Here is a 13588-nt window from a genome sequence, read left to right on the forward strand (position 1 = left end):
TTAAAATCCCTCTCAATTAAACTTAATTATTTTTTACACATTAATTTTAATCTGCTTTGAAGCAGCTCCAGGTTTTCAATAACTTTATTCAGGTCAAAACTTCCTATTTCTTGTTTTCTTAAAGTTGGAACTAATTCAGTGATTATTTTTCTTTTCAATTGTTCTTTTATAGGGTTATTGAGTTCTAAAAGGATATTATTATTATTTTCAATTTTTTTTGAAACAAGTTTAATGAAGCCTTCATCGTTTAAATTAATTAAATTTCTTTTTAAAGCAAAATCCAAATCAAAAAAATCACGTATAGCTAATCTATTACTTGTTAAGGCTGCTCTTATTTTCTCAGCATAAGCTTCATCCCGACTAAGACAACGAAAATCAAAAGGGCTAACAAATTGTTTTTTTGTAAACGGATTAATCAATAAAGTATTAAGTTTTATAATAATTGGCGATTCAAGTAACTCTTCTCGTAATCCAATCTCTATCAATATTCTTCCTTCTTTGAATCCCAAAATTGATTCATAGCTTATTTCGGCATTATATTGTCTTGATTCATTGCTACCTTTCAGCTCAATTTTTATATCTATACCTTTAAAGATTTTAGGTATTTGGTTAAATATTGATTTAAGAGGGCTCATGGCTTCACTTCTTATCTTACGACTTGCTAGTGAGGGCGTTGGCAATGTAAAATCCAAATCATCACTTAGCCTATAAAAACCAGCATGACCTTTTGCAAGCAATGTCCCTCCTTTAAAATTTAAATTATCGATATCCTGCGATGATATCCAACTAAGAAGTACACTACAAAAGTAATCTTTTTCAATTAAACCTGGTTCAAAATTTGTTTCTGCTGCAGTAAATTCAATGGCAGAAAGAAAAGAATTTTTATCTAAATGATTTTCAATTATGGACATTATCAATTATTCTCCATTCTTTTTTTGTTAATCCTTTAGTGCCTCCCTGAGGATCTAGAGGTAACCAGCTTTTTGAAGCTGTCAATTTTTTTAAGATTGGTTCCACGAGTTTTTTATCATGAGTTTGTTTATAAAGAAAATATCCAATACGTCTTTTGCTACTCATATTTCCATACATGATTGTATCGTTTACCAGTTCACTTAGAAAACCATAATCTTGAATATTATTTTTAATCCATTCAAAAGCCGTGGGCAAGGTATTAAATCGACTCCAATCCTTAATAGCATCAAGGATAGTACGAGATAACCTACTGATATTTACCTGTTCTTTTTCTTTGAAACTTAAAGTAACCGGTTCACCAATTTTTGGCGAAGCAATTTTAATTAATTGAATATTTAGATTCCCTAATCTTTTTTTTCCGGATAAACGATCGTTATAAATCGTGATTTCATTTACAAGCTGATTTGTTAGCCCGTAATGATGAAAAGCGTAAAGACCACCAATATAATATTTGGCTCCTATCACCTTCATAAATTGACTGATGAGATAAAGAGAATCCGGTTGCCATTTACCACCAGGAGGGATTTTCTGAGGGACTAAATAAACTCCTCTCTTCAATCTGATAATCATTCCTCTTCGAGATAAGTTACTCAATAGGTCTTTTTCTTGTTGAGAACTGATATTAAAAACCTTTTGTAGTTCCCCAAAATAAAATATGTTTTTCTCTTGCATTTGTATATATGCAAAAAACTGGCTAATCATTGTAGGATTCATTGATTACATTCTATTTGTCAATAATAGAAAAATTATCTACTGTCAATAAATAGAATGCAATATTTATATCAAATGTTAGACTAAAATAGCCAATCATTTAAGGAGAATACCCAATACTCAATCTCCTTTAAAACCCACAAATTTAGCTTGCGGGACTTTTGCGTAGATTGGTGCGACATTGTTAGACACAGTATGACAAATATAGTGGGCATCCAATTATTAAAAACATTTAAAATCAAATAGTTAAAAACTGATTGGCTAACTGTTAATCACTTGGTCGGCGGTTCGAGTCCGTCCCGGGGAGCCAATATAATCAGGTCCGTACCGGAGACATAGGTTACAGATTATACCGAAGACATAGGTAACACTTTTGGACCAAAAGGGTTTTCTAGGGGTTCTAGTTTACATGTCTCTTCATCAATTACTACGCTGATTACGACAGCATGGCATTGGTATCAAATATTTGTAGTTTCAAAACAACTGCCAAGATGGTCTTTCGTGTTTTTATTATATGTGATTGGGATGATTTTGTTTGGCTATTATTTAAAGTTTCGATTTCCCGTTTTACCTCCGTTTGAAGAGACCTATCCCTTATTTGCTATTAATGGAATTGGAATATTTTCATGTCTTTTTATAGGTTTTTTTCAGCGATTATTTATGACGATAAAAAACTTTGCGGAACTCTGATCCAAATGGATTCATAGTGCTCTTTCTTTGCTTACATTAGGATACTCATCGGGTGACAAATTGTGATATTCAAGATCAGTGGTATTCAAAACTATTTGGGTCACTGATCTACAAAAACGAGTTCAGTATGATTAGGCATTGGTATGGCGATGGGCAAGCAATCTCGACATTATTTTAATAATGGTGTTAAAGACATTAAATATCGTGAAGAAAATGGTATTTCCGTGATGACGACTTTTTGAATGAATTTTAAATGAAAGGTAATAATTCATTTGTTTCGTGATTTACTGCGTTCAATATCAAAATCTCGTCCTGATTTTTTTCAGATCATAAGGCTCAATTAAGTGCGTATCATTTTTGTAATCCATTTTTATACAAAAATGGTTAGCGCCAGCATAGCGAATTAACTCAAAAGGTATCTCCAAGCCCCATGCTTGAATCATACTAGATGGTTGCCATGAGGAATTGATATTCTCATTTACAGGGAGGGGTATTGGTGTTTCTATAAGCTTGCTATTATTACCATGCAACCAATCTATCAGGTTTGGTAGCTCCTGCTAGTATAGTTCTTTTGGTGGAAGCATCGGAACTTGGCGAGGAACATGTTTGACCAGTCACTTTCTGGCTCATTTAATTTAGGATGTTCAACGAAAAGTTTCATGGGCGAATAAATTGTTCTTGTATTGCTATTTTGAATATTTCGGCCTATAATAAATCTAGGTTATCTAGATTTTATTGGAGCAAAAAAATGAGTGCAAACAAAAGCAAAGTTGATTATTGGCAATTAGCCGAAGCAAAAAACCGCTTCAGTGAAGTGGCGAGATCTGCTTTATCCGAGGGACCCCAAAAAATCTATCGGCGAGATGGAAATGTGGTAGTAATTTCAGAAAGTGAATACCTTCAACTTAAAGCAAAATTAAAGCACCCAGATTTTAAAGCCTTTTTATTGCATTCAACCCCTGATTTAGAAGGGCTTGATTTAACACGCGATGAATCGCCAATGCGTAAGATAGATCTATGAGGGTATTGTTAGATACATGCATACTGTCTGAGCTAAGAAATCCTAAGAGTACTGCTTTACTAAAAAATACGTTTAAGCGCTTCGAATCCCACGATTTATTCGTTAGTGTAATTACAATCGGTGAAATTATTAAAGGCATTGCACTATTGCCGTCTTCCAAAAAAAAGACGGAATTAGCCGACTGGGCAATGACTATTGAAAGTAGTTATGTCGAGCGCATTTTAAATATCGACTGTGAAACGGTACATGTTTGGGGTGAGCTCACCGCAAATGCACAAACGAGAGGAAAAATTATTCCAGCTGCTGATGGGTTAATAGCAGCAACGGCATTGGTTAACGGGTTGCATATTATGACTCGCAATGTGTCTGATTTTGAGCCCACGGGAGTGCTTATCTTTAATCCTTGGGGTTAAGTTCATTGGAGACATAGGTTGCAAATTATACCGAAAACATGGGTAACACTTTTGGGGGTGCTGTAGTGAAAATTGTCACGCGCTGTAGTAGATTTACTGCCTATTGAAGTAGATTTATATAGATTTTGATTAGGCTAAAGCACCGTAAAGCATTGATTAATAAATAGAACAATTTTCGACTATGCGCACTCTTAATTAGCGGGTCGACAGTTCGAGCCTGTCACGGCCCATTTATTTTCAATGACTTACAGTTCATCTGAAGAATAACCCATATCCTCGAGAAAAACTGTAACTTTTTCACGAGGAAAACACTGCCAATAATTATATGCGCCACTATTTTCCAAATTGAAAGGTCTTAGGGGTTTTCCACGCGCATAAACCGCTAAATCATTTTCATTTAAAATGCCGTAATCTTCCGTGAGTAAAGTATAAGGATATTTTTTTTTAATAGTGGAATTGATAGCGCATACTTTATAAGACATGCTCACGATCGTGAATAGAAGAAGACATTTTATTATTTTCATTATTATTTTCCTTCAGGAGCTTATAAAAACTCTTCAAATCTTCCATCCCAATAACAGTCTAAAACCATGCAGACAGAATTGGCGTCGCCATTTCCATAATGATCCCATAGATATTTTGTCTCTTCAGTAGAAAAGCAGCAAGCATATGATCTTGATCTAGAATTATTATAGTAGTTCGCAAGTGTAAAAGTTTTCTTTTTCGAATCCAATTCCTTTGCATAATTCTTTATCATGATTTGGCTGGTCCGAATCTCTTTTGTCATCTGTATAATTATCTACACCATTAAAAAATAAATAATTATGTTCTATCATGTCAAAAATATATTCTGAACATATTATCTTAAATAAAGACGAGTTTTTAGGAGGTTTTTTTAATAGAGTTTTGTGCGGCTCAATTGACGCTCTCACATACATGTAACATGCCCCCCCTTTTTTAACTGGACTATAAAGTTCTGGATTTAAATCAAAACATAAAATCTGAAGCTAATGTAATTAAAATCAGAACACCTATTTATTTCTAATATTATTATCTCCGTGCGCTGTAATATTGATTAATCCTTATCAAGTGCAGCTTTAACTTTCTGCAGCATTTTCGCCGTAACCTTATCTTGAGCTTCAATTTTGCTTATATAAGCTTGCGTAACTTTCATGCGCTTTGCTAATTCTTCCTGCGTAATGCCTGCCTTAATGCGTGCAAGGGCAATCGGGTTATCAACATAATCAGCAGGGTCAAAAGCGACATAGTCAGCTTTGCTTTTAATTTTCTTCATGCGTTCTTTTATCTGGTCGCGCAAAGCGTTATAAACGCTAATGGGTAAGAGCACATACTCATCTTTACCATCAACGGACTTGATAACTTGTAAGTTCATTTGTATGCATCTCCCCGTGGTTTGACTTTCTCTATAGCAATAATCTTTACCTCATCATCTCTGTCATAAATGACACGCCAATCGCCAACACGTAAACGATAGTAGGGCTGCCCTTGTAAAGGCTTAACATCAAGTGTTGGGTCGTCTGGGTTTGCCCCTAGTGCCATAATCTTTTCAGTTATCCTATTTCTGTCTGGCCGAGAAAGTTTTTGTAGTGTCTTCTTAGCTTGTCGTTTAATCAGTAATGTATAGTCCATGTTATTACTACTTTGGAGTAATTATAGGTTATATTTAGTTATATTGCTAGTTTCGGGCTTCTGAATACAAATAAGGCTCGCGATCATTCATTGGACGTTTCGCAACAAGTCATTACGTATATTCTCACTAAGAGAGCATGCATCTTCAATGAATACGCTTAGTATCCAAAGATAATGATTAATAGTAACTTTATCATAATCTAGAAAGTCTCTTCCCAACGTTACATTAATGAGAGCTTTTGCCTTATATAGATATTCGACTAATGTTTCTTGGGAACCTATTTGCTGATTTAATAATGACGTGAGATTGGTTAAGCTATGCTGATCCATGATTTTACTCCTTGTTAGTAAAGTTGTGGCTAGTGACGCGTTGGAGTACCAGTCCTTCGCGTCACGCTGCTGTATTAGAGGGGTAAAGTATATCGATATATCGCGATATACTCAATGCTTATTTCCTTTTCTGGTGTTTTTGGAGTATTAATTCTAGCCCTTCTCTACAAAGCTCAGCCATGCTCACATTGAGTTCAAAGGCTAGAAGCCTAAGTTTTTGATGTAATTCTTTTGGTAAACGGATGAGTAATTTCTTATCTTCGGGGTTATTTTGTTTGCCTTGAGCCATGGCATAATTCCAATCTTGATTAATGGGCGTCATTATAGCGAATTATCCTCTCAGCAGGGTAGTATGAATTAATCTCATCAAGATTGATAAGAGGGGAGGTGGAAGAGATTTTCCTGTGTAATTCCTGTGTAATCGTGCCAAGAAAACCAGGTATTTTCGAGTATTTTCAAGAAGAAGATAGAATGGTTTTTGAATAAAAAACAGTAATATATCAAACAGTTAAGAACTTTTGAGAAAAATACAGAATGACTAAACAGAGTACTCTTAATCAGCGGGTCGACAGTTCGAGACTGTCACGGCCCACCAATAGAATCAAGGCTTTAGGTGGTGGTGGCCCATTTTCTAGTTGTAACTTCTGTGTAATTCCTGTTTAATTGGGGGCTCTTTCCCATTTTAGGGGGCACCCACTAACCGCACAGTACTCTAACCCTTAACCTATAATTTTCAAAATTTCTGAATCACAAGCACCTCTTTGAATAAGCTTCATCTTACGATGAATAACGACCAAGAAGGACTTTAAATTTTGCAACGCCGAACGAAATATTCAATCAAATTAACGGAGAGATTTATTGAATAATACAGTGCTAATTTTCTTTGGAGCTGGTATTGGTGGCGTTCTTCGTTATTGGGTTTCTAATAGCATTTATTTAATACTTGGCAGGCAATTCCCATATGGAACATTGATTGTCAATGTCAGCGGATGTTTTTTGATGGGATTACTATTTGTTATCACATTGGAACGAGTTGACGGCTTTGGTCCTGAAGTTAGGGCACTATTATTAATTGGTTTGCTTGGTGGATATACGACATTTTCTTCCTTTTCAATCGAAACAATAAATTTATTTGAAAATGGAAATTGGTTTAGCGCAATCATGAATATGTTACTCAGCACGGTTGTTTGTGTTATTGCTGCCTGGCTAGGAGTTATTGGAGGAAGGAATTTATGAAAACTGTTGATGTGTTAATGGTGCGAATTTATATCACTGAATCATCACATTTATTAAATAAAATAATTGATTATCTGAAAAATGAAGCAAAAATTCGTGGCATTAGTGTTTTTCGCGCCATTAGTGGTTTTGGTGAGTCTGGCAATCATACGTCATCATTAGTTGATCTTTCTCTTGATCTTCCTTTAATAGTCGAATTTTTCGATGACAATAAAGGTAAAATTGATAAAGCTCTTGATGGATTAAATGTAATGATAAAACCAGAACATATTGTTATGTGGGAAGCAAAGGCTAACATTTGACATGTGGTTGCACTTATTTGTTGAATCCACGTAATTTATAATCTGGACAATTTTAATTTAGTAAAACAATTCTATGTTTGCTAGCTACTGATTTAAGCTCGTTACTTACATCTTAACCTACGAGTTCCCCATAGGATGAGAGAACCTGTGATTCCAGAAAGTATTGATCCACTTAGAACACCCAATTTAACAAAGTTTCCATAAATTGCTTGGTAGTTTGCGAAAGACAAATCACCGATAAATAAACTCATAGTAAAGCCTATTCCGCAAATAACACTTAACCCATAAAAATGACACCAGTTAATGGCGTCTGGTAATTTGGCTACCCTTACTTTTACCGCTACCTAACAAGCTAAAAATATACCTAAGTGTTTGCCTATAAATAGTCCTAAAAGTATGCCAAGCGTAACGGCATGGAATAAACTCGATAGTTTGACATCAGAAAATGAAAGCCCGGTATTGGCAAGTGCAAAAAGCGGCAACACACCATACGCAACCCAAAGTTGCAAATAATGCTCCAATCTTTTTAAAGGCGAATAGTTTTCTTTACTACTTTTTAGGGGAATAAATAATCCGAGTATGCCCCCCGCTATGGTTGAATGAATTCCTGATTTAAGGATAAACAACCATAAAGCGAAGCCAATAATGAAATATGGAAAATAACGAGTTATGCCTATTAAGTTAAATATAAGGAGTATTAATACGCATAGTAAAGCCAAGAAACATATAAGACCTGGAGGTTATGTGTATAAAAAATCGCAATGATAACGATTGCTCCAAGGTAATCAATAATGGCTAGTGCGGTTAAAAAAGTCTTCAAGGAAGAAGGGACATAAGAACGTAGCAATATAAGTATGGCAAGTGAAAATGCGATATCTGTCGCAGTGGGAATAGCCCAGCCTCGGACAGCTACAAAATGAGTCATATTTAAAGATAGATAGATTGCTGCTGGCAGCAACATGCCGCCAATAGCGGCGATGAGGGGCAATAGCGCTCTAGCTAATGAATTGAGTTCTCCAACCAATAGTTGCCGTTTTACCTCAAGTGTCACGAGTAGAAAAAAGAGAGTCATCATTCCATCATTAATAATATGATTTAATGAAGTTTCAAACTGATAAATATAGGCGCTGATATGGATAGGTTCATGGAAAACACTAAATACAATGGGCGCCATGGTGAATTTGCCCAGAGGATCGCTATGAAAGAAATAATGAGTAAAAATATACTGCTGGTTGACTCGTATTTGATAAATTCCTGAAAATTTTTTATGGGAAATCCTTTATCGTTACAGGTTCAGGCTAAATAGAAATATCATTCTATAGAAATTCTGAAAATTATAAAGGCTCGAGTTCTTCTTTTAGGGTAATAGCTTGCACCCAGGACTGAATAGTTACGATTTTATAGCGATTCTCAGCTATAAATGACTGTTTAATATTTTTACTGTGTTATATAAGAATTCGATAAGTATAATTCGAAAAAATAATTAATTACTGCTCCTGTATCGTTGTTCCAACTTATCCATTGCGCTTTGAATGTGAATACCGTTTTGATGACTATAACGTTCTACCATCTGTAAAGTCTTATGCCCCGAAATTCGCTTAACAGTGGGTAAGTCAACTCCTGCTTGAACTAGGTGGGTAATTGCGGTGTGTCTTAAGGTATGCCTGACAACTTGTTTGGGGTCTAATCCTGCCGCTGCCACAACGCGTCTAAAGGCCTTTTCAATATTGACTGTGTGTCCCGTCGCCGATTTTTCCGCCGGAAATACCCATTCTCGTTGTAATTTGGTTGAACCAACGTATTTTTTAAAAATTCTGCTAAATAAGCAGTAATTGGCTGTTGTCTTGCTCCCGCTTTAGCCTGTGGTATATAAATTATTCGTCGCTCAAGATCAATGTGCTCGAGTCGTATTGAAAGAATCTCAGTTCGTCGCATTGCTGTTTCTAATCCAATCATGATGAAAGGATAAATTTGAGGATGTTGATCTTGCTTCGCAGCTTCGACTAAACGATCAATCTGTTCTACGGTGAGATAAGTAATCCGACTCTGATCTTCTTTATAGCGGCGAATCGTAGTGTGTTTTGAATCTAGCCAGTTCTATTCAATGGCTTTTGTAAATAGGTGAGATAATACAGCGAGCTCTCTGTTAACCGTGGTAGGTCTAACTTTATTATCCAATCGAAATTTTTTGTAACGCTCAACATCAAAACTAGATATTTTGTTAAGAGGGAGTTCGCTGAAAAAAGGAATAAGATGTAGCCGTAGTTGATAGATTTTTGCTTTCAAATTTCTAGCATTTTCTAATAATTGTCTTTCCAAGTATTTTCCTGCGGCTTCTTGAAATGAAAAAATAATTTTTCGACCTTTAGGTAAATTCAATCTACCTTCTCTTGCATCAGTGCGAAGCTTGGCTATTAAATCTTCGGCTTGCTTACGTGTGACACCTTCGGATTCTTTACCAATGACACGATGAATACGTTATCAATCAACCATTACGTTAATAATAAAGCGACCGTCACTATTATCTAAGCGCTCAAAAATAATACCATGCTCATTTAATTTTTCATTGGCTTTTAATCCGCGCATGTTTGCTCTGGTTAATTTTGAAAATTTAATTGACATGAGGTGGGTATCCTTTATTAGTTATAATTTTATTCTTCAAGGCTAATCATTATTTGAGCTCTGTCAATACCAAGATCCAATTTAAAGCAAAATATAAGCTATTTTAGTTATTTTTAACCTTCTGAAATTGCAGAAAAAGAGAAAAAAGAGAAAAAAGTGATTTTTGTTTCCTTATTGCTGATAAATTCATTTTTCTGGTAAACCCCATTAACTGTGATTTTCTTGGTTACTCTACAGCATTTAAAAAACCACCCTGAAAATAGGCGTTAATATTTTCTATAGTCGTTTGGCAAATGTTCTGAATTGATTCAGTGGTAAAAAATGCTTGATGTGGAGTTATTAAAACATTAGAAAGACTTTGTAAGGTCAAAAATTCCTCATCTTCAATAACTTGCTCCGAACAATTCTGAAAAAATAATCCTTTTTCTTTTTGATAAACGTCTAGACCAGCATATGCAATTTTACCATTCTTTAGATGCTCAATCAGTGATGTTGTATCAATTAACCCGCCCCTTCCAGTGTTAATTAACATTACAGAATCTTTCATTTTAGATATAGCTTGAGAATCAATTAGATGAAAGGTTTCTTGATTAAGGGGACAATGTAAGCTAATAATATCAGATTCATTTAATAAATTATCAAAGGATGTATACACTACTCCATATTGTTCACATTCTTTGTTTCTGACAGGATCATATGCCAGTAAATGAGCACCAAATCCATTCATAATTCTTGCAAAAACAGTACCAATATATCCTGTTCCTACAATACCTATTGTCTTTTTATGAATATTGAATCCTAATAAAGAATCAAGCAAAAAATTATGTTTTAAGCCATTCGTATAAGCTTTGATTATCTTTCTACTCAAAACTAATATTAAAGTTACTGCAAACTCTGCCACGGATTGAGGGGAATATTTGGGTACTCTCATCACGGTGATATTGTGGTCTTTAGCTGCTGATAGATCTATATGATCATATCCTGATGAACGTAGAGTTATAAACTTAATACCAATTTCTGCCAACCTATCAACTACCTTTTTAGAAAGATCATCTGTAACAAAGCAACAACAACCTATACAATCCTGAGCTAGATCAGTTGTCTCCAAAGAAAGATTTTTTTCAACAAAAATTAAATCATAATTATATGTATTATATTTTTTTAAATGTTCACGTTCATATTCTTTGGTGCTGTAAATAACTATTTGCATGTGGTGCATTCCTTCATAGGTCTCAAAAAACATTGCCTTCAATCAGATATTGTTCAACCTCTTCAAGATTAACTTGTAATCCATAAAGTCGTAAAGTATCTCCAACTTGTAGTCGAGTAGCCGATGAGAAATGAAAATCCTCAATTCCTTCGTGATTGATTGAGGCCAACAAAATCCCTTTTTTATCGAAGGCTAACTCTTTAATTGTCAGGCCAATTGCATAAGCATTTTCGGGTAAAGTGATAAATCTCTTTTGAAAATCACCCACCTCAGCAACTGTGCTTTCTGAACCTGAAATAATTTCGTGAAGCAACTGATATCGATTTTTACGAATTTGGTTTATCTCCTGCCAAATGTGTTGTACAGGCACTTGTAAAGTTGCTAACAAATGAGAAGCCAATGTTAAGCAAATTTCAAGACTGGCAGGTATGACTTCTGTAGCACCATAATCTTGCAGTTTTTCAAGTTCTGAATCATCTAGTGCCCGCACAAAAATAGGAATGGTTTTATGATGCATTCGGACTTGTTGCAATATCTTAAGATTGGCAGATATCTGTTCAAATGTGATTACCAAAGCATGTGCATTTTGTATTCTGCATGTTTGCAAAATTTCATAAAGCGATGCATCGCCATAAATGACGGGATATCCTAACGACTTTGCCTTTTGAACAAGATTTAAGTCAAAATCTATGGCGAGATAGGGAATATTTTCATTTTCCAATATCCTTGCTAAACCCTGACCAACACGGCCATAGCCACACAGAATGACATGTTTTTCCTGATCGACAAGAACTTGCACTGGTTTTGCCTTAGATTTATCTATTTTCTCTAGAGAAATCTTTCGCAAAACAATTTCTGCGATTTTTTCATTATATTTAAGAATGAAAGGTGCTAATGCCATACTAAATAACAATGCGCCTAATACAACTTGACCATATAATGATGGCAACAAGTGATAAGTCAATGCCAGTGCCAATAGTGCAAAACCAAATTCGCCGCCTTGTGCTAATACTAAACCCGTCCGTAATGCTTCCTTTGCGTTTCTTCCTGCCATCAATGACAACAGAAATATTAAAGCCGTTTTGAAAATTAGCAACGCTACCAGTAGCAAAAATGCCCAACTCCAAGTAATGGGTATCTCTCGAACATTAAAAAGCATACCAATAGAAATAAAAAACAAACCCATTAAAATATCACGAAATGGCCTAATGACTGCTTCTAACTGATGTCTTAATTCTGTTTCAGCGAGAATCATTCCTGCTAAAAACGCTCCTAAAGCCAATGAAAGGCCCATTTGTTGAGTTATCCATGCAGTACTCAAGGTAATGAGTAAAGCCGTTAAGGTAAAGAGTTCCAAGGAATGTGACCCAACAACTTCCCTAAATAAGGGTCTCATTATCCAACGTCCAATAACCAGTATGGCTAGAATAGCCACAAATGATTTAGCAATGACACTCCATAAAAGTATCAGTATAGGTTGGTCTGGAATTGCTAAACTGTAAATAAGAATAAAAAAAGGTATAGCGGCCAGGTCTTGAAACAATAAAATTGCGACAGAATGATTACCATGTAATGTATCCAGTTCTAACTGGTCAATTAATTGTTTTAATACAATGGCAGTTGAAGACATACTGACAATAGCACCCACGATAATTGCTTCTTGAAAAGTCATCCCTAGCCACATTGCAATAATGGTCGTAATTGCAGTAGTCAATATGACCTGTATACTGCCTAAACTTAATACTTGGCTTTTCATTTTTCGCAAGCGGGTGTAGGAGAACTCTAATCCCACCGTGAACATTAAAAACATCACACCAAAATCTGCTAGCTGGCTAATATTTTTAACATCTCGAATCCAACCAAAGGCATGCGGACCAACCAAACTGCCAACGAATAAGTAACCAAAAATAGGAGGTAATTTAGCGCGACGAAATAGAACGAGTATTGCAACAACAAGAAACAGGATAATAATAATGCTATTGAAAATACTTAAATTCATATAATTATTTCATTACTCATCAAATCGTTTAACAGAAATTATTTTAAAAGTTCCAAAAATTTTTAGGCGACTCTTTAGCAAATAGTTCTTTATGTAATTGACGTTTAAATTCTTGCATCTGAGGAGTTTCATTAGGATTTTTAAATGCGTCTTGATCGCGCCCTAAGCAATATATAAAGATTATATACCCAAATATCAAGTGGTATTTTTCGTTTAAACGAATTTTGTTTTCTTTTCATTTTTAAGATCCCTTCACATAGCGTTTCCATTTTTAACTCTGTTATATCGGGTTTGTTATACGCCTTCATTTTCATCTTCTGTTTCAGGCACAAACACACCAGCTTGCATTTGCCTCATTCTTGCATAAATGCCCAACCTTTTGCCAAAAGTGTCTCATGGGTACCGTCTTCAATGATTTCTCAGTTATAGAAT

The 13588-nt window shown here is 35.1% G+C and carries 17 protein-coding genes and 1 pseudogene; 4 read left to right on the top strand and 14 right to left on the bottom strand.

What is annotated here, in order from left to right; genetic code table 11:
• Positions 1-26: 26 nt before the first annotated feature.
• Both H0U71_05135 and H0U71_05140 read right to left on the bottom strand, forming a co-directional pair.
• The gene (locus H0U71_05135) at positions 27-911 is read right to left on the bottom strand and encodes a nucleotidyl transferase AbiEii/AbiGii toxin family protein (protein MBA2654430.1); all 885 of its coding nucleotides are present in this window, start codon (positions 909-911) and stop codon (positions 27-29) included.
• Positions 898-1674: a hypothetical protein gene (locus tag H0U71_05140; protein ID MBA2654431.1), complete on the bottom strand. Its 777-nt coding sequence runs from the start codon at positions 1672-1674 to the stop codon at positions 898-900. The genes H0U71_05135 and H0U71_05140 overlap by 14 nt, the downstream gene beginning before the upstream one ends.
• Positions 1675-3121: 1447 nt before the next feature.
• On the opposite strand from H0U71_05140, the gene H0U71_05145 reads away from it, so the two are divergent.
• A complete protein-coding gene (locus tag H0U71_05145; protein ID MBA2654432.1) occupies positions 3122-3394 on the top strand; it encodes a type II toxin-antitoxin system Phd/YefM family antitoxin in 273 nt (90 codons plus the stop codon).
• On the top strand, positions 3391-3807 hold the full coding sequence (locus tag H0U71_05150) for a type II toxin-antitoxin system VapC family toxin (GenBank protein ID MBA2654433.1): 417 nt from the start codon (positions 3391-3393) through the stop codon (positions 3805-3807). Before H0U71_05145 ends, H0U71_05150 begins: the two co-directional genes overlap by 4 nt.
• Positions 3808-4052: 245 nt before the next feature.
• On the opposite strand, the gene H0U71_05155 is transcribed toward H0U71_05150, so the two are convergent.
• The 5 genes from H0U71_05155 to H0U71_05175 all read right to left on the bottom strand — a co-directional run bounded on the left by H0U71_05155 (position 4053) and on the right by H0U71_05175 (position 6109).
• Positions 4053-4331 carry a hypothetical protein gene (locus H0U71_05155; protein ID MBA2654434.1) on the bottom strand — a complete coding sequence of 93 codons (279 nt, stop codon included), beginning with the start codon at positions 4329-4331 and terminating at the stop codon, positions 4053-4055.
• A gap of 551 nt (positions 4332-4882) precedes the next feature.
• Complete coding sequence (locus tag H0U71_05160) at positions 4883-5200, bottom strand: helix-turn-helix transcriptional regulator (GenBank protein ID MBA2654435.1); 318 nt, start codon at positions 5198-5200, stop codon at positions 4883-4885.
• Complete coding sequence (locus tag H0U71_05165; protein MBA2654436.1) at positions 5197-5457, bottom strand: type II toxin-antitoxin system RelE/ParE family toxin; 261 nt, start codon at positions 5455-5457, stop codon at positions 5197-5199. Before H0U71_05165 ends, H0U71_05160 begins: the two co-directional genes overlap by 4 nt.
• An 87-nt stretch (positions 5458-5544) precedes the next feature.
• Positions 5545-5787 (bottom strand): hypothetical protein, encoded by a 243-nt coding sequence (locus H0U71_05170; protein MBA2654437.1) that lies wholly within the window; start codon positions 5785-5787, stop codon positions 5545-5547.
• A 118-nt stretch (positions 5788-5905) separates the two neighbouring features.
• The gene (locus H0U71_05175) at positions 5906-6109 is read right to left on the bottom strand and encodes a toxin-antitoxin system HicB family antitoxin (protein MBA2654438.1); all 204 of its coding nucleotides are present in this window, start codon (positions 6107-6109) and stop codon (positions 5906-5908) included.
• A gap of 536 nt (positions 6110-6645) precedes the next feature.
• Between H0U71_05175 and crcB the strand changes: the two genes are divergently transcribed.
• Together crcB and H0U71_05185 are read left to right on the top strand one after the other, a co-directional pair.
• Complete coding sequence (gene crcB, locus H0U71_05180) at positions 6646-7023, top strand: fluoride efflux transporter CrcB (GenBank protein MBA2654439.1); 378 nt, start codon at positions 6646-6648, stop codon at positions 7021-7023.
• Positions 7020-7325, top strand: a complete 306-nt coding sequence (locus H0U71_05185; protein ID MBA2654440.1) for a DUF190 domain-containing protein — start codon at positions 7020-7022, stop codon at positions 7323-7325. Before crcB ends, H0U71_05185 begins: the two co-directional genes overlap by 4 nt.
• A gap of 101 nt (positions 7326-7426) precedes the next feature.
• Here H0U71_05185 and nhaA read toward each other — a convergent pair.
• The 7 genes and pseudogenes from nhaA to H0U71_05220 all read right to left on the bottom strand — a co-directional run bounded on the left by nhaA (position 7427) and on the right by H0U71_05220 (position 13156).
• Positions 7427-8594, bottom strand: a pseudogene (gene nhaA / locus H0U71_05190) (Na+/H+ antiporter NhaA).
• A 214-nt stretch (positions 8595-8808) separates the two neighbouring features.
• Positions 8809-9051, bottom strand: a complete 243-nt coding sequence (locus H0U71_05195) for a tyrosine-type recombinase/integrase (protein MBA2654441.1) — start codon at positions 9049-9051, stop codon at positions 8809-8811.
• On the bottom strand, positions 9009-9260 hold the full coding sequence (locus H0U71_05200) for a hypothetical protein (protein ID MBA2654442.1): 252 nt from the start codon (positions 9258-9260) through the stop codon (positions 9009-9011). The genes H0U71_05195 and H0U71_05200 overlap by 43 nt, the downstream gene beginning before the upstream one ends.
• A gap of 162 nt (positions 9261-9422) precedes the next feature.
• Entirely contained in the window at positions 9423-9704 is a 282-nt protein-coding gene (locus H0U71_05205; protein ID MBA2654443.1) for a hypothetical protein, read from the bottom strand.
• A 102-nt stretch (positions 9705-9806) separates the two neighbouring features.
• Positions 9807-9947, bottom strand: a complete 141-nt coding sequence (locus H0U71_05210; GenBank protein ID MBA2654444.1) for a hypothetical protein — start codon at positions 9945-9947, stop codon at positions 9807-9809.
• A 226-nt stretch (positions 9948-10173) separates the two neighbouring features.
• Positions 10174-11157: a 2-hydroxyacid dehydrogenase gene (locus tag H0U71_05215; protein MBA2654445.1), complete on the bottom strand. Its 984-nt coding sequence runs from the start codon at positions 11155-11157 to the stop codon at positions 10174-10176.
• A gap of 22 nt (positions 11158-11179) precedes the next feature.
• Entirely contained in the window at positions 11180-13156 is a 1977-nt protein-coding gene (locus H0U71_05220; GenBank protein MBA2654446.1) for a cation:proton antiporter, read from the bottom strand.
• Positions 13157-13588: the final 432 nt, after the last annotated feature.

This window comes from Gammaproteobacteria bacterium, assembly GCA_013697705.1.
Lineage (GTDB): Bacteria > Pseudomonadota > Gammaproteobacteria > UBA6002 > UBA6002 > UBA6002.